Raw genomic sequence first — 24,471 nt, 5'->3', positions numbered from 1 at the left:
TTACTCAAATTCAGGTTCTGTATAACGTGCAGTTACGACTTTTTTTCGAGTGTAGAAGTCTACGCTGTCTTTACCGTTGGCATGAAGTGTGCCATAGAAGGAAGATTTCCAGCCCGAGAACGGGAAAAATGCCATCGGAGCCGGTACGCCAAGGTTTATACCCAGCATCCCTGCATCAATATTTTCACGGAAGTAGCGAATGGAGTGAGCGTTCGTTGTGAAAAGGCATGCTCCATTGGCAAATTCCGATTGATTCGCGATTTCCACAGCTTCCTTCAGGTTCTTCACCCGGATTACAGACAATACCGGAGCGAAAATTTCTTCTTTCCAGATCGTCATATCGGTTGTTACACCTTCAAAAATGGTTGGTCCAACGAAATAGCCATCCTCAAGCAAGCGGTCACGACCGTCAATCAGCAGTTGTGCTCCTTCTTCGACGCCTTTCTCAATGTAGCGGATGGTACGCTCTTTGTTCTCTTCACGGATGACCGGACCGAGGAATACACCGTCATCCAGACCGTTACCCATTTTCACGTTTTGTGTTTTTTCCTTGAGTAGAGCAATAAACTCATCAGCGATTCCCTCTTCCACAGTGACAACCGCGCAGGCCATGCAGCGTTCTCCGGCGGAACCAAAAGCAGCACTCACAACGTTCGTTACTGTATCTTCCAGGTTGGCATCATTCAGGACAATCGTATGATTCTTCGCTCCTGTCAGCGCCTGCACCCGTTTCAGGTGCTCGCTGCCTTTCTTGTACACATACTCGCCGACCGGCTTGGAGCCAACAAATGAAATCGCTTTAATTTCGGGATTTTCCAGAATACCGTTTACGACATCATGAGCCCCGTATACAATGTTGAACACACCGGCAGGTAATCCCGCTTCAGTGAACAGTTCAGCAATTTTCTCGGTAAGGAGCGGAGTACGCTCGGAAGGCTTCAAAATAAATGCATTACCCAGCGAGATCGCCATTGGAAACATCCAGCATGGTACCATCATCGGGAAGTTGAATGGCGCGATTCCGCCTACGACTCCGATTGGATAGCGATAATTGGTTGCCTCGACATCTGTTGCAATGGTTGCCAGTGAATCGCCCATCATCAGGGAAGGCGTTCCTGCGGCGAACTCGACGTTCTCAATTCCGCGCTGCACCTCGCCGAGTGCTTCCTGAAGGCTTTTGCCGTTCTCAATCGTAATCAGGCGAGCCAGTTCGTTTTTGTGTTTCAGAAGAAGCTGCTGGTAATTGAACAGAATCCGTGCGCGTCTTGGGACTGCGACTTTTTTCCATTTCTCGAACGCTTCCTTCGCAACTTGCACCGCATACTCCATATCTTCTTTCGTTGACAATGGAACTTCGCAAATCAATTCTTTGGTCGCCGGGTTGTAAACGCCTTCATATTTAGTCGCCCGGCTTTCTACCCATTTACCACCAATATAGTTCTTTAATTTTCTTGCCGCTGTGTTCATTGTTGTGGACATCGTCAAGCTCCTCTCCCATGTTGAATATGATTACTAATTGTAGGGGCAGTTTGTCACTCAAACTCAATTTTTGATTATATCTTGGTTATGTTTTTATGATATCCGATAAAAAAGTAACCGTCAACCTAATTAAAAAACTAAATGTGATCATTTTTTTGATTCGATACATGTCTATTGACAAATCATCACACCAACAAGAACAACAATGGTATGGTGAAGATGGAAATTAAAGTTGACATCACAACATATTGTGAAGCTTCGCGACCTCTACCTCCATACGTTTCAGCGAATACAGAGTTAGAGGCACCGGAAGGCATGGCGCTGACCAAAAAGGCGATGCCCAGCAGTACTCCTTCCTCCAGTATTGACTTGAACAGCACCAGGAGTATCACAGGGACTACAATCTGGCGCACCAGACTGAAGAGATACACCCGCTTGCTGCGTAGCAGTGATCCTAGCTTGCTGCTGGCGATCATCGCCCCTGTCATCATCATTGCAATCGGCACAGTCAATCCTCCAAGCGACTTGCTTGCATCAAGCAGAGGACCAGGCAGCCTGACGTTCAGAAAAAACATGCCAAATCCTACAGCGGTCGCTATAATCGCGGGATTGCGCAGCACTCCTGCAAGCGACACCGTACTGGCCTTATCCGCCGAGAAAATGCGTACTCCCATGCTGAACAGCGCAACATTGTATATCGCATTGTAGGTCACGAGTATAACAAGCCCTCGCTCTCCGTACATCGCCTCCACAATCGGCATTCCAATAAACAAGATACTGGAGAATACGCAGCAGCCCACCCATACTTCTCGTTCCCCAGTCTTTATTCCGAGCAGCCTCGCTGACAAGCTGCCGATAGCGAGGGTTGAGAACAATATAGCCACAGCAACGATTGAAGTGATACCGATATCACGCAACAATTCTCTAGAAAAGGGAATTTGAAGGCTATACAGAATGGCACTTGGCAGTGAAATGCCTAGCAACACTCTGGACAGCCCCTCCATGTGAGACGTATGCAGCAACTTTAACCTGAAGGCAAGAAATCCAATCGCCATGTAAGTCAACAAGATCATATTTTCATGAATCAAAATCTCCAGCATTGTGGCAGCTCCCTCCATAAATTATAACGTAAATATCATAAGTTGATTGTAATGTTTTTGTCTATTATTAATAATGTGTTGATTATATGTTGGTATTATTTTATATTAATTATATCAATTTATTTAACAGGAGAATGCTATGAAAGCTAGACGATTACAGGATATTGAAGAGTACGTTCACTCTCATAAGAATGTCACCTTGGATGAGCTGTGCCAAAAATTCGATGTTTCCAAAAATACGATAAGGAGGGATATAAGCCAGATTGTTCGCAAAGGTTCTATTGAAAAAGTGTATGGAGGAGTTGCCTCTACCACAGATCCTATTCCGTTTGAAAACCGGGGAAGCAAGCATTCGTTCGAAAAAAATGGCATTTCGCATTTGGCTGCCTCTTGCATTGAGGAAAATGACCTGATCTTTATAGATTCCGGCACAACTACTTGCCATATGGCCAAATACTTTCCCACTAACATTTCTTTCACGATACTGACAAACAGTCTGGATATCATTAACGGTGCTGCTGAACTCCCCTTAGTCAATCTACTGGTTATCGGCAATACATTTAAACAAAAGACCAAATCGTTTGTTGGTATAGACGAACCTCGCATGCTGGACAAATATAATGTGAACAAAGCGTTTATGGCGGCAACAGGAGTCAGCATAACTCACGGACTTACCAACTCGGATTTACTGGAGTTCGAGATTAAGAAGATTATTGCTCAAAAGGCGGAAAAATTGATTTTGCTTGCAGACTCAAGCAAGTTCGGTAAATCAACATTACTGACCTACGCCTCGCTTGAGGATGTAGACATAATTGTCTCTTCTAATCCACTTACAAATCAGTTCCAAGCTTTTTGCGCAGCGCATAATATTGAAGTCAAAACATCCTAATCCCACTCATTATAGGAGGAAAACAATATGCCATTATTGCGGTTTGATGTTATCGAAGGACGTAGCCCCGAGGAACTAAAAAAACTTCTGGATGCCGCTCACATTGCAATGGTTGAAGCCTTTGACGTTCCTGTCAGAGACCGGTACCAGATTGTGCATCAGCACGCTCCGCACGAGATGATCATCGAAGATACCGGTCTGGGCTTTGAACGCACCCCCGAGGTCGTTATCATTAGTGTTGTGAGCAAAGAGCGAACACCCGAACAAAAGAAGCTGCTGTACAAACTTCTGGTCGAGCGTCTAGAGCGGGAATGCGGTATTGCCCCTAGCGACGTGATGATATCCATTGTCGAGAACGGCACTGATGACTGGAGCTTCGGATATGGACGAGCACAATTTTTAACCGGAGAACTATAGACTTTATAGATTCATAAGTCATTATTGGGTGTATGGCCTTCGTCCCTAAGACGGAGGCCATACTGTTTTCATCAGAGCCAGCCCATTCCGTTTTCTGGACCCTTCATCGCTTATCCCCTGCATTTAAGGAACATAATGGGTCAGACACACTAATCTAAAGCAAAGGAGCTGTCTCATAAGTAGATTTCTACAAAAGAAACAGCCCCTAGTTATTCTAGAAGTCATATAAGGACAGCGAGGCAGCGATTCTCCAATAACGGGAGAATCGCTGCCTCGTGTTTTTGATCCACTGAAGCTTACTTCAGCACATTATGGGCAAGGGAAAGCCAGCCGACCTCAAGCGTCACTTTTGACAGCCCTCGAAGCAGAAAGCGCCGGAACCCCCGGTTGTTTTTCAGTTGGCCAAACATCGTAGCCTTTCCAGGCTTATCTGGGATCTGACGAACTTTTTCCATGTGCGGCTGTAAGCAGCGGGTATCCGTTGGTCTTTGGTGGACACCGTAGGCTAATAAACTGATTCTCCGTTCCGATCTGGACATTGTAACCCGGTTTCAGCTGTCCATTTCGCATGTGGTCTTCTTTCATGCGCATAAAAGTCGCATTACCGGAGGAATAGGTGCGCTGAGTGTAGGCGTAGATAATGACTTTGGTGAGCATTTTAGGGTGATAACTGTCGCGGCAGCGGTCGCCTTTGTCCCCTGATTTTCACCGCTAAGGAGAATAAATAAAATCTGGGGACAACAGCGATTGGAACAACGGTCCGTTCGCGGAGCGTCCACCCATGTGCTCACGTGCATCCTACTCAAAAAACCAAGGGGCGTCCCAAACAGCCATTTCATGGCTTTTGGGACACCCTCATTTGGTGCTATTAGATGAATGCATCAAGCTTGATATTCAATTCAGGACAGTTAAAAGTTATAGTGTCTGGAGACAACCTGCAATGTTGTTTCCTTGGCTGTTCGTATTGCTTCTTCCGCATCCAGTTCATAGTATTCTGGACGGAACAGTTCGACCGAAACGACGTGATCATAACCTTTTTCCTTAAGAGTAGCAAAAATAAAGTCAAGATCAATGGCTCCAAGCCCCGGCCATACGCGGTCTTCGTCGGTCAGGAAGCCGATCGGAAAATCTTCGGTATCGTCAATATGCACGATGAAAATTTTAGAGACATCGGATCGCAACAGGTCTTCACGCTTCGATCCCATTGCATGAAAGTGAAAGCAATCCAGCACAAGGCCAACATTGTCACGTGCCACTTCCTCAACAATGTCGTAAGCCTGACCGAAGGTGTTAACCGTACACTGCGGATGTCCGACGAATTCCACAGCTATTTTAATACCATAGGGCTTCGCCAGGTCCGATAATTCTCTCAGCACCTTGACAGAGCTCGCCTTGATATCAGCATGTGTAAATTTTTTCTCGGTCACAAGGGGGACCGCAACGATATATTCCACACCCAACCGTGAGCCGGTGTCCAGCATTTGGCGATATTCATCCAACAGTTTCTGATATTCGGCCTCATCCCTGTTGTTGAAGAACACCAAAGCATTGAATGCCAGTGGCTTGATATGATTAGACTGGAAATATTGTGCCAGATCGTCAATAGAATGATCCTCCAAATACTCTGGCAATTTGTCCATTGTTCGAATTTCGATGTAGTCATATCCATGCTTTTCACAATATTCCAGGTCTTTAACGAGGTTTGAGTTGTTCAGGGTTGTTGCTTGATTAAAACATAGTTTCATCGTTCATTCTCATCTCCATCATTTTTGTATGATTTTCTGTGACTCGTTAAACATGAACGTCGCTTTTTGCTTCCTTATTTGTATAAGGTCGGTTTCTCTCCCAGTTCAACAGATTCCTGACGGCCGGATTCCTGAGCTCTGACACATACGTCTGCCGTAACAGCAGCAATGTAACCGTCCCATGAAGTAGGACCTTGTGGCTCACCTGACAGGCGGATAGAATCAATAAAATCTTGCAATTCACGGTCATATGCATCAAGGAAGCGCTGCTTCCAGTCCATCAAAATATGTGTTCCGAGCTGAGCTTCTTTACGGAACGTAATGCTAGGCACCTCAGGCAGTTTGACAACACCTTCCTCACCGATAACTTCGCATTGAATATCGTAGCCGTATTTACAGTTAACGAAAATTTCCGCGTTGATCAGGATACCTCCCTGAGTTTCAAGCGTAACGACTTGCGGATCACGCAGATGGCTGGAAGCGTGTCTTGTTTTTTTCGGATAAGCGACTTGCACTGATTTGTAATCATCATTCACCAGCCAGTGCAACACATCAATCTCATGTACGAGTGTGTCTGTAATCGCCATATCCGTTGTATATTTGTCATCGACTTCCGGGTTGCGGTGCGCGCAGCGAATCATCAGAGGCTCACCAATGAACTTGGAATCAATTGCATGTTTAAGTTGCTGGTAGCCTTGATCATAACGGCGCATGAAGCCAACTTGAACAAGCTTTTTTCCATGTCTGACTTCAGCCTGAACAATTTCCATACATCCTTGAGCCGTAGTTGCGAGCGGCTTTTCGCAGAATACGTATTTGCCTGCTTCGATACCTGCCATAACACTTTGCTGATGAGCAGGACCCCAGCTAGTCACCAAAATGGCATCAACACCGCCGGACTCAATCAATGTTTTGTCATCAGGAAATACCTGTGCGTTCAGCTTGTAATTATCTACAGCCGCCTTGGCTGCTTCTGCATTAACGTCAGTTACGGCAACAATTGTGGCTCCTGACAAATTATTTGTAATTCTACGAATATGTTCTCGACCGATTGCACCTGTTCCGATAACACCAATTTTCAAAGTCATATTATTATTCCTCCTGATATTCTAAATTAAATATAGCGCTTTCAATTTAAACTTTAATCGGTAGACGCTGCTTTTGGGCTATAACTTTCCTGCAAACCTCCAGTATTCTTTCCGTGGTTGCGAAAATTTTGCTCTAACTGTTCCAGAGACAAACCTTTGGTTTCCGGCAAGAAAATTTTTACGAACATGATTGCCAAAACGCCCAATATAACGAAAACATAAAAAGTTGTGGAAAGTCCCAGGCTTCCAAGAAGTACCGGGAACAATAACCCGATGACAAAGTTAACAATCCAAAGGAAGAAGACCGTCAACCCCATCCCTAGACCACGCAAGCGAAGCGGAAAAATTTCTGATAGCATGAGCCAAGTTACAGGTGAAATTGCTCCCTGCTGAAAGGCAAGGAATGTAACGGTCAGAGCCAAAACGACGTAAGGCAGTGCGGTTGATCCATGCATTGTAGACGAAAAGATTGCAATCAACAGCAGTGCGGCAGTTGTTCCAGTCAGGCCGGTGATCAGCATCGGACGACGCCCTACTTTGCCTAGTAACCAAATTCCTACAAAAGTAGCCAGAACTGAAATGACACCGTTTGCAATATTGCCAATTAAAGCAGCATTTGTTGTAAAACCTGCGTCTTTCAGAATCTGAGTGCCATAGTACATGATCGAATTTACACCTGTAATCTGTTGAACAACAGCAATCCCTATGCCAAGGAACATTATACGACGAACCCACGGAGTCGCCAAATCCTTGAATCCTGCTTTCTTTACCTCTTGCTCCTGATTGACTGTCGCCTGGATCTGTGCAAGCTCTTCCGTAGCTTTCTCTTTACTAGAAATTTTGGCAAGCACAGTAAGAGCCTCGTCGTTTCTCTTCTTGCTTACAAGCCAACGTGGACTTTCAGGCACCCGAAACATTCCGATGAACAGGAATAGCGCAGGTAGGGCCGCAATAGCAAGCATATATCTCCATACATGGCTGGTATCACCGAATGCTGTACCCAAGATCGCATTGATGACAAAGGCAAACAGTTGACCACTTACAATCATCAGCTCATTCATGGTTACAATACCTCCGCGTCGGTCAGCCGGGGCAACCTCGGCCAAATAAGAAGGGACTGTTACGGAAGCGCCACCAACGGCCAAGCCCAGCAAAAAGCGCGATATGATCATAACTACCACATTCGGTGCGAGTGCACAACCAATCGTTGAAGCAAAGAACACTACGGACAACAGCATGATGTTCTTTCTACGTCCATTGTAGTCGGACAGACGCCCTCCAAAAACGGCCCCCAGAGCGGCACCGAACAGCAACGAACTGGCGACAAGCCCCCCTGTAAAAGAGGTAAGATTAAGCTGGTCTTTGCCAGACATAAAAGGAAGTGCCCCATTAATGACACCTGTGTCATAACCGAACAACAATCCTCCCAGCGTTGAAATCAAAATAATTTTGGTCAGAAAAGAATTTTTAGCTGCTTCGACTCTCATAAAGGCCACCTCTTTCCTAATTCAAATTCTGATCAAGGAGTTTTTCGTCAATATATTTACGTGCTATTAAAGCGTATTCAAGAGGATTAGCAATGCTCGGATCCTGCTCAGCTTCAACGACAATCCAACCTGTATATCCTTCAGCTACCAACTTGCCATACACCTGGGTAAAATCAATACACCCATCTCCAGGTACTGTGAACATTCCGCTAAGGAAGGATTGCAAAAAGGATTTTTCTGCATTTTTGCATTCACTCATCATTTGAAGTCTGACATCCTTGAAGTGCACATGTTTGATACGGTCAATATGCCGGTTCAATATGGTCATATAATCCCCATCCGAGACGAAGATATGGCCTGTATCATACAGCAAATGTACATGCTGCGGATCAGTACCTGCCATAAGCCTCTCGATCTCGCTGCCTGTCTGAACACCTGTACCCATATGGTGGTGATACACCAGTTTTAAACCATACTCCTCGGCAATTTCACCCAAAAGGTTCAGTCCCTGACACAATCTTTCCCATTCCTGATCCGAGAAATACGGCTTATCGGCAAACACATTTTTCTCTAAACCCTGAACACTATAAGTTTGCTCAGATACAACGATCGCGCTCGCTTGAACTGTATTCAGGTAACTGCATTGCTTACGGAAAAGCCCAATCACATCTTCAATACCATCACGAATAATAAAACTACTGAACCATTGAGCGGCAATCTTCAACTTGCGTAGCTGAAGTTCCTTATTCAGCACGCTTGCTTCTGGAAAAAAACCGCCGACTTCAGTTCCCTCAAACCCGGCTACAACGATATCACTAAGTAAATGCTGAAGCGTGTTTCCTGCCCCTATCTCTGGGATGTCATCATTGCGCCAACCTATGGGTGCAATCCCCCACATGATATCTTGATGTCTCATAAGCACTCTCCTTCAGATAAAAAATAAATGAGGCATTGCCCAGGAATCAATTCCCTCCATTGGAATGATAATATAATGATTAACTTTTGATCATTGTGTGATTATATAGTAATATTAAAAGCGCTTTCAGTCAATGTTTTTTCTTTTATTTTCTTATTTTTTTTAATTTCTATGTAAACTCGCTCATTTATTTGTTGTTTAATGTTTTTATCGATAAAGAAATGGTCATATTTTGGTTAAATATTATCATTTTTCGTTAATTTTCATCAACGTTAATGTATATATACACAACAGTACCTGAAAAAACATATACAAACAGGCCCTGGATTATCACTTTTGCGGCAATCGTAAAGAGAAGTCTTATTCTTTAGGCTGGTTTAACGAAGCATATATTCAGCGCTCGCCCTTAACACTGCTTCGTGATGCAGAAGGCCGCATCACGAAAAAAGTTGATTTAATGTTATAGGCGAGGGTTCAGTTTCGATATAAGTTGAAAATGAAAAAAGATATAAGTGCTCTTTGTGACATCTAGAGCGCTTATATCTTTTTTGTTAATAAAATTATTCGTATCTCAATGCATCTATTGGCTTCAATCTCGCTGCTTTATAAGCTGGGTATACAATAATACGATCAATGACGTTAGCCGTGTTGTCTACCTGCTCGCGAACCTTCTTAGGACTCATTAAGGCGTTTGACCAATGCAAATAATTGTGGATTCCAACAAGATGTCCTTCATTGTACATTCGTTTGATTAGACCGGGATATTTCTCTGCTTTCCGACCAAGGACAAAAAAGGTCGCCTTTATATTATGCTTCTTTAATAAATCAAGCAAAAGAGGCGTATATTCTGGGTCCGGGCCGTCATCAAAAGTCAAGGCAATGGGCTGCTCGTCCGTTCCCTTTTTATAAACCCCGATTCCAAATATTCGGATCATAAGGGTCGGAATAATCGTATAGACGAATAATGTACTAATGAGAATTATCAATGTCTGCTTCATGATCCTGCTCCTTTTTAACTATAATGAATCAATGCTTGCCTTTCTTCTAGGAGGATATCTTTATTCCACTAGCTCTATTCATTTCAACCGTTTCAATAATAGCTTTTAATGATGCAAACGCGGACTCTTTAGGATGGAACTGTTTAGTATTTTCTATCATATGCTGAAGAAGTTTGGCATCACCTAGTAATTCTGATAGACGCTCGGCTAGATCCCAAGATGTCTCTGCATGAATGGCCACCCCAGAATGAACTAAAAACTCGACATTATCCTGTTCTTGACCAGGGATTGGCTTACACAGAAGCATTGGCAGCTCCATGGCAATCGCCTCAAAAGTTGTGACTCCTCCTGGTTTGGTAATCATAATGTCGGATACGGCCATTAACTCATGAACATAATCTATATAACCTGTTAAATAGATGCGGTGTTTGGAACTTTTCAACTTCTCACTCAATTCCATTCGAAGTTTTTTATTATGTCCACAAACAATGATGAATTGTACAGGCTGTGGCAATTGATCAAATTCCCGGATAGTGGAGCTTCCATCGCCAATCATGCCGCAACCTCCTCCCATCACAAGGACGGTAGGCATATATGGATCTAAGCCATACTTCTTAGCTGTTCTCCCTCTTTCTATGGATTGCGAAAATTGCGGCCGAATGGGGATTCCTGTATCCGCAATCCGCGACTCTTCAACACCTAATTGAATCAAAGAATCACGTACACTTGTGGAACCCACGATATATTGATCGGTATAAGGATAAATCCATAAACTATGATCCGTATGATCGGTAATGGTAGTAACAGTAGGAATATCGATTAAGCCATATGATTTCAACTTTGACATCACGCCTGCCGCCAAAGGGAAGGTGCTTATTACAATAGCTGGTTGTATTTCATTAATCAATTTCATCATTCGTCCGATTCCTGTAGAAAAAACGGTCTTTATGATATTAGTTAGGGAGTTTTGTCTCCGCGTTTTCTGATATAGATATCCATAAACTTTGGGAAATGTTTTTACGGCTCGGAGATAAACAATCCGACTCAAATGATTCACATAGGGATGGACCCATTCCATAAAGTCAATAATGACAGGTTCCATATGAGGAAATCGAATTCGCATTGCATCTTGCAGTGCTTGGGCTACTTGAATATGACCATCTCCATAATTTCCGGTAAGAATCAATATTTTTTCTTTCGTTACTTTTTTCATTGATCACAGCTCTCCTTTACATCGTTTCAAAAAATCAAACTTCAGAAACTTTTAAGAAACTACTTTCCTTTATCTTAAGCAAAATCGACGGAAAGGAGACTTTCATATGACCCAAGAAACGATTCTTATTATACTGAAAAATAAATTCGGGATTCAGTGGGGATACATCTAACTAAGACAGATCAATATTCTTAAAGTAGCGGATGGTCTGCAAGAGTAAGAACACCTAGAAAATGAAATTGTTTATTTAGTGATATCCCACTTGAAATCAATTTACAAACAGACTGGCATAGGTTAATACAATGGTGAAACTGAAATATCCTACTTTGCTAACGGCTCCGCCGGTCAAATGACTCTCCCCCTTTTCTATTATTTTTTTCATTTGTTCATCGGCTTATGCAATAAAGGTGAGTTAGAAAATTTCGACTTGAACCATTTGATTATGATAAAAGTGCCCACGGCAATTATTAGAACAACCACGGCCAATTTAGGATCGATCAAATCTAGCAAATTCAATATATAATGTCCAAAGAATTTGCCAAAAGCAAAGAATGTAGCGGTCCAAACAAACGCGCTGGAATACGAAATTAAAGCGAACTTCTTGTACGAGACACCGCTTAGACCAATGAATACAGGCAGAATATACCGAACGACTGGTATTAAAAATCCAAGACACATTGCAATATCCCCGTGTTGTTCAAAAAGTCTCTCTGCTTTCTGGAAATGACGGTTATTTTGGAACTTTGGTTTGAATTTCTCCCCAAAGATTCTGCCCGTAAAATAAGCAAATGTAATTGCTGTAAATAAGCCAGCCAGGATAACAATATATACAATCCACGGATTTAAAGCTCCGTTGTTACTCAAAATACTACCTGTTAGTATGGTTAATTCATTAGGAACCGGGATTCCAAATGGGCCTAGACAGAAGGCTAGGAAAAAAAACAGATATCCGTAGTGACCGACTAGCTGTAAGACGATATCGCTGATCATGTTCTAACCTCCTCGTTAATGTCAATGAGAGTATATTAATATAAAAATCTTAGGAGATTATAAGGATATTTCTAAAGAAATTCTGAAGTAATGCAAAACGCCTTTAATTATCCCATCCAAGCCATGACTTGACATCTTAAGATTTTTTTACGCCGAATGTAAGAAAGGTCTGATCAGCTTTTAACCAAGCTAATCAGACCTCAACTATTTGATCCCAACCCTTTGGTGATGCTGCATCTCCGAACGCTAATAAAGAGATAATAAAAAAAATGTAACATCCTTATAATCATTATGCCTATAGATGATCTCCTTCCAATCATAAGCGTTTTCCCTTATAAAAAAGCCTTGCCGACTTGGTTGGTAAGGCTTTTTGAGGGTTGTATGAAATAGATTTTAAGACTTCCATAGACAAATTCTTTAGATTTTCTTTAGAAATATACTCATAAATTCCTTAGTTTTTTTCATTATGATTTCTGTATCAAAACAAGAGATGGAGGTGAAAAATGCTTCGCCCTGGTCTTTCTGAAATCCCAATCCCAAATCAATTCTTTCATTTTAATCGTTCCGGTATCCATCCGCTTCGATAAAAAGAAATGACATATTTAATATTTGAACTCAGCACTATGCCTGACAACAAAAGAGTAATGGAGGAAAATCAGTTGAAACTACATGAAAATTTTTTGTTTTTGCGAAGCTTTATTCACAGCCCGAAAAATGTGGGAAGTGTTATACCGAGCTCCCGGTTTCTGGCGACCAAAATGGTTAAACAAGCTCCCTGGAATGAGGTTAAGGCAGTCGCAGAGCTTGGATCGGGTACAGGTGCCATCACCCGTTTTATCAACACCCAGGTGAGTGAAACAACGAAAGTGTTATTGTTTGAGATGAATGAGACCATGAGGAATAGACTACAGACAGAATATCCAGACTTCTCCTGTCATCCGGACGCTGCTCAATTAGTAGAAACGATGAAGCAAGAGAACATTCATCAGTTGGATTGTATTTTTAGCGGGCTACCTTTTTTTTAATTTTGAGCGTGAATTGAGAGATACTTTGGTTGAACAAATCTATAAAGCACTCAAACCTGGGGGGTTGTTCATCGCCTTTCAATATTCGCTTCAAATGAAAAAGCAGCTTTCCAAAAATTTTAGTATTGAAAAAATTAATTTGGTGCCTCTTAATATCCCTCCTGCTTTCGTATACGTCTGTCGTAAAAAGGAGACAATTTAAGTGATGATGACACTTTAATTCACTCCATTGAATAGTTTGCTTATGCGCATGTAGAAAAAGTGAAGACTTTACTTTATCATCATGATATTTATACTAGTAACAGTGATTTTAGGCACCCTAAATACCTTAATTCTACCAAGTCAAAAAAGAAGGAGCAGCCGATAATGAATACAATCCTTGTTGTAGATGATGATTCCGAGATTCGAGATGTCATTCATGTATATCTACGTAATGAAGGATACCATGTGATTGAAGCAGCCGATGGTGAAGAAGCCCTAGATGCCATAAAGACAACACCGATTCAACTGGTAATCCTGGATGTCATGATACCACGAATGGATGGGATCAGAGCATGCCTTAAAATAAGAGAAATATCGAATACTCCAATTATCATGCTGTCAGCCAAGGAAGAAGATATTGATAAAATTAACGGGCTCACTACCGGGGCTGATGACTATATGATCAAGCCGTTTAACCCGTTAGAACTGCTCGCTCGCGTAAAAGCGCAGCTACGGCGTCAATCATTAATAGGAAACGAAGAATTTAATTCCCTTATCCTTATTAAAGATCTGGTGATTGATAAGAGCAAACATTCCGTAAAGTTAAAAGGAAACGAAATTTCGCTGACTCCTTTGGAGTTTGCTATTCTGGTCTTGCTTGCCAGCCATCCTGGACAGGTTTTTAGTTCGGAGCAAATTTACGAGAATGTATGGAAGATGCCATATGGTTTTTCTGATAATACCGTGATGGTTCATATTCGTAATTTACGAGAGAAATTAGAGGAATTTCCAAGAGATCCTCAGTATATTAAAACGGTGTGGGGAGTTGGCTATAAAATTGAGTGAACATATTCAAAAGCCAAAACGAAAAAAACGCATCCAGGTCAACATTTTAATCAGAATGGTGCTAAGCTTTATTATCGCCATTGCTATAAATGATATTCTCATTTTACTTTTCTTGAAAATTGAATGGCAATGGTTTCACGATTTTTTTCCTTATCTCCTCACTCCCTTGTTTATGGTAACCTTTATTTTTACTTTTTTAGTTTTGACACGACGAATCGTTAGAGACTTAATTGCACTGGAGCAAGGGCTTCAAATTATTTCCGAAGGTAATTTAAGTTATCGGGTACCTGTTGTTCGGCAAGATGAACTCGGGCGGGTCGCGCTCAACATCAATCGAATGACAGAACGTTTAGAGCAGCAGATTGTAAAAGAACGTGAAATTGAGAAATCCAAGATGGAGTTGATCACTGGTATTTCACATGACTTGCGTACGCCTCTGACAAGCATTATTGGCTATATCGAGCTTTTAAGAACAGACTCATATCAGGATAAGGATGAATATACGCGCTTTGTTCAAAACACCTATAACAAAGCGCTTCATTTGAAGAAGTTGCTGGATGACTTGTTTGAATATACCCGGCTCACTTCGGTCGATGTCCACTTAAATCTCAGAAGGATCAATTTATTTCAACTCTTGGATCAATTGCTGTTCGAGTTCGAACCCATTGCTCAAGAAAACGGTGTATATATCGTGAAAGATATCGGTGATTCCCCAATCGTTACCTCCATTGACAGCGATAAAATTGCCAGGGCAATCGATAATCTTCTCATGAACGCCTTAAAGTATTCCTTGAAGCCGGGAAGCATTTGCATTCGACTGAAAACGACTCCTGAGCAAATTACGATTGAGGTCGAAAATAAAGGAACTCCTCTGTCGCAAGATCAAGAGGAGAAGCTGTTTGAACGCTTTTATAAGGTTGACCATTCAAGAAGTAGCGAAGGTATCCAAACTGGAGCAGGCCTGGGTCTTTCCATCGCTAGGAATATTATTGAGTTACATCAAGGCACCTTAACGCTCACTCATATTCATAACGTATTTACATTCCAACTGAATTTGCCTTTTGAAAATAGCTCCAGTAGCTAACAGTGTCAGTTGAAGCTGCTTCTTCTCTACCTTCTATGAAATGCGGAGAAGCCCCGCTTCCTAAACCTGAGATTATTTATACAATGGCGGATTATTCTGATCCTACATCTTCATCTTCATAGTCTACAAGTTTATTTTCATATTGCCATGGTTAATAATGCATAAATTGATTACAAACAAGACCCTCGATGAGTGCAAGGGCCTACTTTTAATACTTGTACATTTTAAGTCCGTACGAACGATGAATTGATAATCACCATGTGCTCCACCTGTATGGTCGTCAGTTCGTAATTCAGTTACCCAAGATTGGTTCGATTTGCAAGCGAGGCCTAAAAGCCTTACATCATGCCGCATTCCACCTATGCTCCCCATGTCAGGCATTGCAGCCTTTTCTGGTTCTGGCTTGTCAGCGATAACTGCTTCAGTAGGTAAGAATGTGTATAACAAAAATTTATTGTTAACCAAATAAAGGTGCTTTCCCCTTTATGTTTGTCTTACTTTTTGTTATAAAAAAACAGGCTGTCCTTTTTCACCATAAAATAAGAAAACTTAGATATTCATTAACAGATGATTTTGTATTACTCCCAATTTTACTGGATTTTTTGGGATATTGGCTGTCTCAATTGATGCTATAACCCACAATCCCACCAGTAAAGCCAGTAGGGTGTTACACGTTTTTAATAAGAGATATCAAACTTATACTGAATGAAGTGAAGAAGTGTGTAATATAACGATCTTTTTTCACAAAATTTAATCCAAAGTGATTTAGTAATTATAACCAACATAATAAAGAGCTCCAAGATTGTCGCGTAGAAGTCCGCACACCGCCAACAGTTGGATTTATATTATCACATGCCCCCATAGCTCTAACCTCATTTACTTGTTGTATATCTCCAATATATGATAGATACATTCTGTAATAGGGCGCGCAGGTAAATGACATTGGACGCTACTTCTCCGTCTGAGCAGGCAACATTGATAAAAATACCATACCCTCCATTATTCGATACAGTATTGTTGATGATACGGAAATTGGTCACACCTGACTCCTCACTGTTGTAAATAATACCGTCTCCAGTTTTATTTCCATGCACCTCATTGTTGGTCACATCAACATAACTTCCTACAGCTACCCGAACTCCGCGGAAATAATTATCGTAAATTTTTGATGAATCAACGGTCACATGATCCGAATATGAAATATTAATACCATTCCCAGAATTTGATTTATAAATATCACAATTTTGTATTAAAACGTTAGTCACTCTTCTCAAGTATACATTATGCCAATAATCAATTGATCCTCCGTTGTCGTGAAATTCACTATTCTGTACTGTTACGTTGGAAGATCCTTTTATATGAAGTCCCATATTTGTATTTTTTATCTCGATGTTATCGAAGAGTACCTTGTCGTTCACATAGCTACTACCATCCAGTAATATACCGTAATTTGTAATTTTGTCATGGCTGGATGCTTTATCAGGCTCGGTTGCTGCTACACCATCTACTGTTAAATTCTTAATAATTATATTCTCTGCCGGGTTTGAATTGTTCGAAGTTAAAGCACCATTAGCCCCTAAATTAGCATCGATTTGCAGTACCGTATTACCTTTACCTGCTCCCGCAATCGTAACGTTGCTTTTTAGATAGATTGGTTTTTTAATACTATAGCTCCCCTTTTCCAAGGTAACAGTTCCCCCACCTGCAGCTGAAGCGCAATTGATGGCAGCCTGAATTGTTGCGTCAGTTGCATTAGCCGACACATTAACATCATGTATATGAAATTGGTTTGGCAATACAGGCGCGGATGCCGAAGCCCCAACTGACATTCCTACTATAGATCCAATCCCCACAACGATCGCACCAATTAAAATCTTGTGGACCATTCTAATTTTAAGACTCATCATGCTGTGACTAAATTTCAAATTACCCAACATCATTTAACCCCTCATTTCAAAATACTAGACTACACTATATTTCGGGAATTTCATCTGAATATAAATAGGTAACAGAAAAAAGTGACCTTAGACTTAAAACACTCAACGAAAGTATGAGTCTTTAGATACATGGAATTTATCACCATTAAACAAATATGAAATTAACAAGTAACTTTACGCAATGAATTGAATGTCTAATTGTTTAATTCTCATCGACGGATGAAAGTGGGTGTAATCAAAACGGTCATTCCGGTACACTAAAACTAAGCCGCCGTTAGATGCTTCCAGGGCCCAGTAACGCCTTAATCAAATCAGTACAATAAATACAACAGATATCTGATTATGTGGAACCTTTACCTGATCATCTATTGGTAGTTCGAATTCGTTGGTCTATTGTAGACATAATTGCCCTCCTAAGCTAGAAAGATCCCGATATATCATCGGGATCTTTCTTGATGTTTGTAAAATGACTAGTTCCAGACTTTTTTACCATCAGACAACAACACCTTGTGTACAGACAATAAAGTTGAGTTCTCGAATCATATTGAAAGCTCCCATTTTACCAATAAAATACATTTTAAAATTATCCCGTTATTAATCAACGGATTTTAATTTTAAAAAGTTGACCACTGAATCGGAGAAATAAATCATATAAACAATGTAGATTAGGGGATTGATTAACGTCTCTTTTCCCAGGAGCGAGGCTCTTAAACAAAAATTTGATGGAACATGATGAAAAACGTAACCCAATCAGTCCACAATACAGCCTATCATCTTTCTTACCCGGTTTCCCCGAGAGGCCCTTTCGAGAATTCGTTCCAGCAAGTCGTTCTGTTCTTCGAGAAAAGAATGGTCGAGTTGTGCCTACGAAGAGCTTGGCGCTCCGGCATACCCTTGCGGCTTAACCGCTACCCTTTGCCATGAGCCTTCATGTGAAGTTGGCTGCTTTCGTTGCTCTTCGCGCGAAACTGTTTTCAGGCAGAGTTTGCCAATGCGTTTGGTTATGTGTGGCGGAATCTTGCAATAAGATTGGGCACCGATTTTGTGAAGTCCATCGTACGTCCCATAATGATCGATGCTAAGAAAGTGTAGAATGCCGTCGTGATATCCATGACCAGCGCTCCAAGTATAAGCACAAAAAAATCAAAAGCAATATGAATCGTACCCATCTTTAGTTTAGGAAAATGAAGTTGAATTAACCGGCCTAACAGGCCAACGCCCCCGCTGGTCAGCCCTTGGCCAAAAACGATTCCCGATCCGAATCCCAAGAACGCCCCTCCAATCAAAATGCCTAACCATAAGGGAGGATGTACCCAATTTCGGATGGGATTCAACAGGTCAAGGAAGACGGACAAAGCCCCTGCAACAATCACAGTCTGGATGACGAAGGAGCGGCCAATCCGTTTCCAAGCCAGTAATAACAAAGGAATATTAAGAGCAAACACGACGATACCCGGATTCCAATTCAAAGTATAGAGCGTAAGGATCCCGATTCCCGGGAATCCTGTACTGAATAAGTGAACGGGTACATATCCTGCGTTTATGCCTAGACCCATAATAAAACACCCAATAAACGAAATCATAATGTTTTTCACTTTCAATATTAAAGAACCTCCGTCTAGACTAGGCCAACTGGTTATAGGAGATCAGCCTGTGAATATGCACGGCCAGATAGGTGAGCTCCTCGTTTGGAATGGTCTTTCCATACACTTGGTTAATATACTCCTTGATCTTGAAAGCCCCGTCCATCGCCTGCGGATACAGGCTGGCGATTTGCTCAAACAGGATGTTGTCCGTCGCCTCCAGCATTTTATCCGTATAAAACCGCTCCACAAAAAACTTCACATGGGTTACAAAACGGGTATAATGGATGTTTTCCGTATCCATGTCGATATTCATCGAATATCTCACCAGGTTGACGATGCTGCCGATCATTTTGGCCATCTTCATGCCGTCTTTGGATTCCTTCTCCCCGCTTTGAGCATTGATTAAATGAAAAGCGATGTTGGCCGCTTCCTCCTTGGGCATTTCGATGTGCAGCTTTTCTTTGATCAGCTCTAAGGAGAAGAGTCCGATTTCAAATTCCTCAGCATAGTAATTTTTAATTTCCCAAAACACTTTGTTGGTAATCGCGATTTTTTTAGACAACCGTTCCACCGCAAAATGCAAATGGTCCATTAGGGTAAAATAGATCCCCGTGTTGAGCTTGGTTTGCAGCTTCTTTTCCGCGTAAGCCACAATCTGCCCGGTCAGTTCCACGTATACCGGAGGAATGGTATCCAATACGTCAAGATACTCTTTGACTTTGACATTTTCGACGGGTACGAAGATTTGATCGGCTTGGTGTTCCTCGACGGTATTGCCCGCTTTTTGGCCGTAGCCGATGCCTTTGCCAAACAGAATGTACTCCTTGTTCTGCTCATCCTCCACCAAAACTACGCTGGAATTCAACACTTTTTTGATTTTGATCACACGGGTTACCTCCCTAATCGAAAGATGGGGAACTAATCCAAATCTTCGCCATTGCTTTCAATCACTTTTTTATACCAGTAAAAAGAACCCTTACGGCTGCGCTGCAACGTGCCGTTTCCTTCGTCATCCTGATCGACGTAAATAAAGCCGTACCTTTTGGACATCTGGGACGTGGAAGCGCTGATGATATCAATCGGTCCCCAGCTTGTGTAGCCGAACAGGTCAACGCCGGCTTCCACCGCTTCCTTCATTTGTTTAAAGTGTTCCCTAAAATAATTGATCCGGTAGTCATCGTGGATAGAGCCATCGCTTTCCACCCGGTCCACGGCTCCCATGCCGTTTTCCACAATGAGCAGCGGTTTTCTGTAGCGGTCGTATAACTCGATTAAGGAAATTTTCAGGCCAACCGGATCGACCTGCCATCCCCAATCCGTTACGGGCAAATAAGGATTTTTCACCCCTGTGATCGTATTGCCGGACGTTCGCTCCAGTCCTTCTTTGGCGGACTCGGTTAATGACATATAGTAGCTGAAAGAAACAAAATCGACCGTGTGCTTCCGCAAAATCTCCTTATCTCCCGGTTCCATTTGCAGATGAATATTTTTCTGCTCGAGCATGGTTTCGATCAGAGGCGGGTATTCTCCAAATACCTGCACATCCGCGTAAAAATAAGTGTGCAGATTCCTCATCAGCGTAATTTCCACATCTTTGGGATGACAAGTATTCGGATAGGTCGTCAGCATCGTCAGCATGCAGCCTACCTGGCTGCCCGGAATGATGCGGTGGCAATCCGCCGTCACCAGCGCCGAGGCGACAAACTGGTGATGCAGCGCCTGATAAATGGTTTCCTCAACCTTGCCCTCCGGACAACGCTCCGGGACAATGCCCGCGGTCGTGAAAGGATGGCGGATGATGCTGTCGATTTCGTTGAAGGTCAGCCAATATTTCACCAGGTCCTTATAACGCGAGAAGCAGACATTACTAAATTTCACGAAATAATCAATGACCTTTCTTTCCACCCAGCCGTTGTATTTGACGCTTAAAGCAAGGGGCATTTCATAGTGGGAAAGCGTGACGATAGGTTCGATGCCGAGCCGTCTCATTTCCGAGAACAAACCGTCATAAAACTTCAGCCCAAATTCATTGGGCTCGTTCTCTTCACCGGTCGGAAAAATCCGGCTCCAAGCGATCGAAACGCGCAGCGCTTTGAAGCCCATTTCGGCAAACAGGGCCAAATCCTCTTTATACCGATGATAAAAATCGATCCCTCTGCGTTTCGGATATTTTTTGACGTCCGGATCTTGCATCGCCCGTTCGATCATTTCGGTGGTAACGACCTGGTGCGCTTCGTAATCCTCGACATTCAAATGCGGTCTATACATGGCTATGTCAGCTACGGACAGACCTTTCCCATCCACGTTCCAAGCGCCTTCCGCCTGATTGGCGGCAATGGCGCCGCCCCATAAAAAGTTCTCTTGAAATCCTTTGCTCATTTCAGCTCTCTCCCTTGGTTTAGTTTTCTAAGGCGGTTACAACCATCAAAGTATCCTGGCGATTCACCTGTTTTAAATCCGCAACCTCGACCGCGTATTTGCCCTTATTGGTCACGATGGCGATGGTTACCGGATCGAAGCCTTCTTCAATAATTCTTTCAAGATCGAACTTCAGCAATAAATCACCGGCTTTCACTTCATCTCCGGGCTTCACCTGGGGTTCAAAATATTTGCCCCGCAACTGGACGGTATCGATCCCTACATGGAACAACAACTCGATGCCGTTCGCCGTACTCATGGCAATCGCATGGTTTCTGCTGTATACCACTTCAATTTTACCATCCACGGGCGCGTATAATTCGCCTTTGGCGGGAATGACCGCAATTCCCTCGCCCATCGCTTTGGTGGAAAAAACCTCATCCTTCACTTCGGACAAAGGAACCATTTCTCCGACTACCGGACTTTTGAACTCTTTCACCGTGGTAAGCTGGATAGCCAATTGCTGCTCTTCCTCTTTGGCTTTGTTGTCTTTGCCAAGGATAAAGGCCGAAACAAAGGCAACCGCAAAAGAAATGATGAGCGCGATGATGGCATTGATGATATTTCTCGGCAAATCTTCCGAGATAAACATGGATAAACTGGCTATCCCAGGTCCGACGAGCACATAAGCCTGCAAGCCGACGATACCGATGAACGCCCCCCCGACAAGAGAGCCGACAATGACGCTGCCGAGCACTTTTTTATTTTGCAGCGTGACCCCATACAAGGCCGGTTCCGTAATGCCGAATAAGGCGGATATCCCGGCGGAAATCGCCGTGGCTCTTAGCGCTTTGTCTTTGGTCCGTACCGCAACGGCGAAGCAAGCGCCGCTTTCGGCGATATTGTGGGCAAGCGAAGCAGGTAAATAAAGCAATTCCTTGCCGGTGCTTCCCATCGCGGTGAGAGCGTAAGGAATGAGCGCTTTGTGCATGCCGATGGATACCATCAGCGGCAATACGGCGGCCAATAACGCTACGGCAATCCAGCCCACTTTATCGAACAAGGTTAAGATGATGGATGAGAAACCTTCGCCGAGCGTATAACCGAGGGGACCCAAAATTAATAATGAAACCGGAACGGTAATGAGCAGCGACATCATCGGGACAAAAAAGATCCGGATCACCTTCGGCGATATTCGCGTAAACCATTTCTCCATTTGAGCGTAGAGCAACACGGTCAGAATCGCCGGGAAGACCTGGTAGGCATAGGCGATATTTTTAACCTGAAAACCGAAGAACTGAACGCCTTCTCCAAGCATAGCCGCCATGTTCGGTAGAAGCAAAGCGCCGACGGCAGCCAGAGCAACCAATGTACTGACTTTCAGTTTGTTGGCGGTGGTAACAGCCACCAATAATGGAAGAAAGTAAAGAGCGGCGTCTCCAATTTGAAACAAGATTTTATAAGTGTGGCCGTCCGGATTCAGAACATTCATTAAACCAAGCAGCAGCAGCAGCGACTTTAACATCCCCGCGCCGGCAATCGCCGGAATCAGCGGCTGAAACACACCCACGATAAAATCCAAAATAACGCTGCCGAGTTTTTTCTTCTCTTTCGGTTTAGCCTCGGATGCCGCAGCAGCGGATTCCGAGTTCGGGTTCGGCGCCCCCCCCAACAACTGATTGACCGCATCATAAACTTCAACGACTTCATTCCCGATGACGACCTGGCACTGACCAGTCATTTTTACAGCGATGACGCCGGGAATGCTTTCGAGCCGCTTGACATCGGCTTTACTATTGTCGATCAAGGAAAAGCGTAATCTTGTCGAGCAATGTTCTAAATGGGAGATGTTTTCCTTGCCGCCTACATGCTTCAGAACCTCCGCGGCGGTCTGTTTGTAATCCATGTCCATGCTCCTTCCTTTTGTAATTTTGCGAAAGGAAGCAGGCTTTTTATGCAAATAAAAAAGGACCTAAAACGACAAATATAATATTTGTCATTTTAGATCCTGCCTGCATTACCAGTCACATGTCTAATAGGTATATTCGATTGATTGAATTATAAATCAGATTTTTGAAAGCGTCAACATTTTTTCTCAGCCGGCAGTAATCAAGGATGGTTAGCAAGTTCGGTGATACTTAAAATTGGAATTAGCCCCTTTTTATTCAAAATAAATTGAACCAGGAATATATCTCCTTCACTAAACGTACCGTACTTTTCACTGATTACCTTGAGAAACACCAATAATTGATGAAAATTCATTACTGACTAAGCTTGTTTATTTTTCGAATACTTTTTATCTTTTCCCCTATAGTAGTCTTCATTGTTCCACCTACTTATCTATAAAAATACAAACAGTCCCGATGTAGGAAAATTTTCATCGGGACTGTCCTGAGTTAAGATACATTTTAATGTCGGGTGATAAAAAAGTACGGAACCAATTTTGTTGGTTTTATTGGGTTTGCCGCGGCACGTGATAAACACGAAAAATAAAAAGTTTGGAACCGCCTAAAATTTCCATACAAAAAAAGTTGGAAACCGACTCCCAAATGCGATCTTCCGCTTAGTTTATTCCATAATCCGCTGGTTCGCTTACATCATTATAAAGTTTAAACCCACAATTAGTACAAACTGTCTTACCCAATTTAAAGTAATGCTCTCCCTTATTAAGTTGTGAGGAGAAGAATATTTTATATCAGGATAAAGAAAAAGAGTGTCATTTCTGCATACAAAACAAGTTTTTTTGATTTATTTTGAATATCGTATATTTGCCTTATTAAATCTTCTTCATAAATTTGTTGTAGAAGATTGCCGACTGGTTTTTGATATGCTTGACAAAGATTGCGACAAGCTCGTCCATATTGTCAGAGCCATGTTCAAGCACATTCTCCCGCCGTATAAGGACTATGTCGTATCTAAAGGAGATGCTTCATTGATTCGCCCTGCCTACCGCTGCCGCGGTAGGTTCTTGCTGCTCTCCACTTCCATCATAGCTTCCTGTTCATCGTAGCCGAAGCGGGGGATGGAATCAGTGTAGCAATAAACAAGCAACTACGAAACCTCTCAAGAGATATCATACAGAACGACAAACGCCCGATGTGTTAGCCCAAAC

19 protein-coding genes and 1 pseudogene are annotated in these 24,471 nt (G+C 42.6%); 5 read left to right on the top strand and 15 right to left on the bottom strand.

Annotated features, from left to right (window positions below; translation table 11 throughout):
- The gene (gene iolA / locus B4V02_RS03395; RefSeq protein WP_208618719.1) at nt 1-1,467 is read right to left on the bottom strand and encodes a methylmalonate-semialdehyde dehydrogenase; all 1,467 of its coding nucleotides are present in this window, start codon (nt 1,465-1,467) and stop codon (nt 1-3) included.
- 197 nt (nt 1,468-1,664) lie between these two features.
- Nucleotides 1,665-2,579: an AEC family transporter gene (locus B4V02_RS03390; protein WP_094153737.1), complete on the bottom strand. Its 915-nt coding sequence runs from the start codon at nt 2,577-2,579 to the stop codon at nt 1,665-1,667.
- Nucleotides 2,580-2,718: 139 nt separating this feature from the next.
- On the opposite strand from B4V02_RS03390, the gene B4V02_RS03385 reads away from it, so the two are divergent.
- Together B4V02_RS03385 and B4V02_RS03380 are read left to right on the top strand one after the other, a co-directional pair.
- The gene (locus tag B4V02_RS03385; protein ID WP_007432027.1) at nt 2,719-3,468 is read left to right on the top strand and encodes a DeoR/GlpR family DNA-binding transcription regulator; all 750 of its coding nucleotides are present in this window, start codon (nt 2,719-2,721) and stop codon (nt 3,466-3,468) included.
- 27 nt (nt 3,469-3,495) lie between these two features.
- On the top strand, nt 3,496-3,885 hold the full coding sequence (locus B4V02_RS03380) for a tautomerase family protein (RefSeq protein ID WP_094153736.1): 390 nt from the start codon (nt 3,496-3,498) through the stop codon (nt 3,883-3,885).
- A gap of 296 nt (nt 3,886-4,181) precedes the next feature.
- Here B4V02_RS03380 and B4V02_RS26445 read toward each other — a convergent pair whose 3' ends face one another.
- The 8 genes from B4V02_RS26445 to B4V02_RS03340 all read right to left on the bottom strand — a co-directional run bounded on the left by B4V02_RS26445 (nt 4,182) and on the right by B4V02_RS03340 (nt 12,322).
- Nucleotides 4,182-4,295: a transposase gene (locus B4V02_RS26445; RefSeq protein ID WP_244188524.1), complete on the bottom strand. Its 114-nt coding sequence runs from the start codon at nt 4,293-4,295 to the stop codon at nt 4,182-4,184.
- A gap of 498 nt (nt 4,296-4,793) precedes the next feature.
- A complete protein-coding gene (iolI, locus tag B4V02_RS03370) occupies nt 4,794-5,630 on the bottom strand; it encodes a 2-keto-myo-inositol isomerase (RefSeq protein ID WP_094153735.1) in 837 nt (278 codons plus the stop codon).
- A gap of 74 nt (nt 5,631-5,704) precedes the next feature.
- Nucleotides 5,705-6,718, bottom strand: coding sequence for a bifunctional inositol 2-dehydrogenase/D-chiro-inositol 1-dehydrogenase (iolG, locus tag B4V02_RS03365; protein ID WP_094153734.1), 1,014 nt, complete (start codon nt 6,716-6,718; stop codon nt 5,705-5,707).
- A 53-nt stretch (nt 6,719-6,771) separates the two neighbouring features.
- The gene (locus B4V02_RS03360; protein WP_094153733.1) at nt 6,772-8,205 is read right to left on the bottom strand and encodes a sugar porter family MFS transporter; all 1,434 of its coding nucleotides are present in this window, start codon (nt 8,203-8,205) and stop codon (nt 6,772-6,774) included.
- A 16-nt stretch (nt 8,206-8,221) separates the two neighbouring features.
- Nucleotides 8,222-9,121, bottom strand: a complete 900-nt coding sequence (gene iolE, locus B4V02_RS03355; RefSeq protein ID WP_094153732.1) for a myo-inosose-2 dehydratase — start codon at nt 9,119-9,121, stop codon at nt 8,222-8,224.
- Between the two features lie 560 nt (nt 9,122-9,681).
- The gene (locus tag B4V02_RS03350; RefSeq protein ID WP_244188443.1) at nt 9,682-10,119 is read right to left on the bottom strand and encodes a polysaccharide deacetylase family protein; all 438 of its coding nucleotides are present in this window, start codon (nt 10,117-10,119) and stop codon (nt 9,682-9,684) included.
- A 46-nt stretch (nt 10,120-10,165) separates the two neighbouring features.
- Nucleotides 10,166-11,332 (bottom strand): MGDG synthase family glycosyltransferase, encoded by a 1,167-nt coding sequence (locus B4V02_RS03345; protein WP_094153731.1) that lies wholly within the window; start codon nt 11,330-11,332, stop codon nt 10,166-10,168.
- A 378-nt stretch (nt 11,333-11,710) separates the two neighbouring features.
- The gene (locus B4V02_RS03340; RefSeq protein WP_094153730.1) at nt 11,711-12,322 is read right to left on the bottom strand and encodes a DedA family protein; all 612 of its coding nucleotides are present in this window, start codon (nt 12,320-12,322) and stop codon (nt 11,711-11,713) included.
- A 659-nt stretch (nt 12,323-12,981) separates the two neighbouring features.
- On the opposite strand from B4V02_RS03340, the pseudogene B4V02_RS03335 reads away from it, so the two are divergent.
- The 3 genes and pseudogenes from B4V02_RS03335 to B4V02_RS03325 all read left to right on the top strand — a co-directional run bounded on the left by B4V02_RS03335 (nt 12,982) and on the right by B4V02_RS03325 (nt 15,478).
- Nucleotides 12,982-13,549 (top strand): annotated as a pseudogene (locus B4V02_RS03335) (class I SAM-dependent methyltransferase).
- 164 nt (nt 13,550-13,713) lie between these two features.
- On the top strand, nt 13,714-14,394 hold the full coding sequence (locus tag B4V02_RS03330) for a response regulator transcription factor (protein ID WP_094153729.1): 681 nt from the start codon (nt 13,714-13,716) through the stop codon (nt 14,392-14,394).
- A complete protein-coding gene (locus B4V02_RS03325; RefSeq protein ID WP_094153728.1) occupies nt 14,387-15,478 on the top strand; it encodes a sensor histidine kinase in 1,092 nt (363 codons plus the stop codon). Before B4V02_RS03330 ends, B4V02_RS03325 begins: the two co-directional genes overlap by 8 nt.
- Nucleotides 15,479-16,350: 872 nt before the next feature.
- On the opposite strand, the gene B4V02_RS03315 is transcribed toward B4V02_RS03325, so the two are convergent.
- The 5 genes from B4V02_RS03315 to B4V02_RS03295 form a co-directional block, all read right to left on the bottom strand.
- On the bottom strand, nt 16,351-17,418 hold the full coding sequence (locus B4V02_RS03315) for a right-handed parallel beta-helix repeat-containing protein (RefSeq protein ID WP_094153726.1): 1,068 nt from the start codon (nt 17,416-17,418) through the stop codon (nt 16,351-16,353).
- Nucleotides 17,419-18,416: 998 nt separating this feature from the next.
- Entirely contained in the window at nt 18,417-19,010 is a 594-nt protein-coding gene (locus B4V02_RS03310) for a YitT family protein (RefSeq protein ID WP_244188523.1), read from the bottom strand.
- A 28-nt stretch (nt 19,011-19,038) separates the two neighbouring features.
- On the bottom strand, nt 19,039-19,887 hold the full coding sequence (locus B4V02_RS03305) for a PRD domain-containing protein (RefSeq protein ID WP_094153724.1): 849 nt from the start codon (nt 19,885-19,887) through the stop codon (nt 19,039-19,041).
- Nucleotides 19,888-19,919: 32 nt separating this feature from the next.
- Nucleotides 19,920-21,380, bottom strand: coding sequence for a glycoside hydrolase family 1 protein (locus B4V02_RS03300; protein ID WP_094153723.1), 1,461 nt, complete (start codon nt 21,378-21,380; stop codon nt 19,920-19,922).
- Between the two features lie 19 nt (nt 21,381-21,399).
- Nucleotides 21,400-23,265 carry a beta-glucoside-specific PTS transporter subunit IIABC gene (locus B4V02_RS03295; RefSeq protein ID WP_094153722.1) on the bottom strand — a complete coding sequence of 622 codons (1,866 nt, stop codon included), beginning with the start codon at nt 23,263-23,265 and terminating at the stop codon, nt 21,400-21,402.
- Nucleotides 23,266-24,471: the final 1,206 nt, after the last annotated feature.

Origin of the sequence: Paenibacillus kribbensis (genome assembly GCF_002240415.1) — a bacterium.
In the GTDB taxonomy this organism is placed as follows: domain Bacteria; phylum Bacillota; class Bacilli; order Paenibacillales; family Paenibacillaceae; genus Paenibacillus; species Paenibacillus kribbensis.
This window is presented reverse-complemented; position numbering and strand designations above follow the sequence as displayed.

Coding starts and splice junctions, on each gene's coding strand:
- iolA (WP_208618719.1), bottom strand. CDS start 1,467: ATGAACACAGCGGCAAGAAAATTAAAGAACTATATTGGTGGTAAATGG.
- B4V02_RS03390 (WP_094153737.1), bottom strand. CDS start 2,579: ATGCTGGAGATTTTGATTCATGAAAATATGATCTTGTTGACTTACATG.
- B4V02_RS03385 (WP_007432027.1), top strand. CDS start 2,719: ATGAAAGCTAGACGATTACAGGATATTGAAGAGTACGTTCACTCTCAT.
- B4V02_RS03380 (WP_094153736.1), top strand. CDS start 3,496: ATGCCATTATTGCGGTTTGATGTTATCGAAGGACGTAGCCCCGAGGAA.
- B4V02_RS26445 (WP_244188524.1), bottom strand. CDS start 4,295: ATGTTTGGCCAACTGAAAAACAACCGGGGGTTCCGGCGCTTTCTGCTT.
- iolI (WP_094153735.1), bottom strand. CDS start 5,630: ATGAAACTATGTTTTAATCAAGCAACAACCCTGAACAACTCAAACCTC.
- iolG (WP_094153734.1), bottom strand. CDS start 6,718: ATGACTTTGAAAATTGGTGTTATCGGAACAGGTGCAATCGGTCGAGAA.
- B4V02_RS03360 (WP_094153733.1), bottom strand. CDS start 8,205: ATGAGAGTCGAAGCAGCTAAAAATTCTTTTCTGACCAAAATTATTTTG.
- iolE (WP_094153732.1), bottom strand. CDS start 9,121: ATGAGACATCAAGATATCATGTGGGGGATTGCACCCATAGGTTGGCGC.
- B4V02_RS03350 (WP_244188443.1), bottom strand. CDS start 10,119: ATGAAGCAGACATTGATAATTCTCATTAGTACATTATTCGTCTATACG.
- B4V02_RS03345 (WP_094153731.1), bottom strand. CDS start 11,332: ATGAAAAAAGTAACGAAAGAAAAAATATTGATTCTTACCGGAAATTAT.
- B4V02_RS03340 (WP_094153730.1), bottom strand. CDS start 12,322: ATGATCAGCGATATCGTCTTACAGCTAGTCGGTCACTACGGATATCTG.
- B4V02_RS03330 (WP_094153729.1), top strand. CDS start 13,714: ATGAATACAATCCTTGTTGTAGATGATGATTCCGAGATTCGAGATGTC.
- B4V02_RS03315 (WP_094153726.1), bottom strand. CDS start 17,418: ATGATGTTGGGTAATTTGAAATTTAGTCACAGCATGATGAGTCTTAAA.
- B4V02_RS03300 (WP_094153723.1), bottom strand. CDS start 21,380: ATGAGCAAAGGATTTCAAGAGAACTTTTTATGGGGCGGCGCCATTGCC.
- B4V02_RS03295 (WP_094153722.1), bottom strand. CDS start 23,265: ATGGATTACAAACAGACCGCCGCGGAGGTTCTGAAGCATGTAGGCGGC.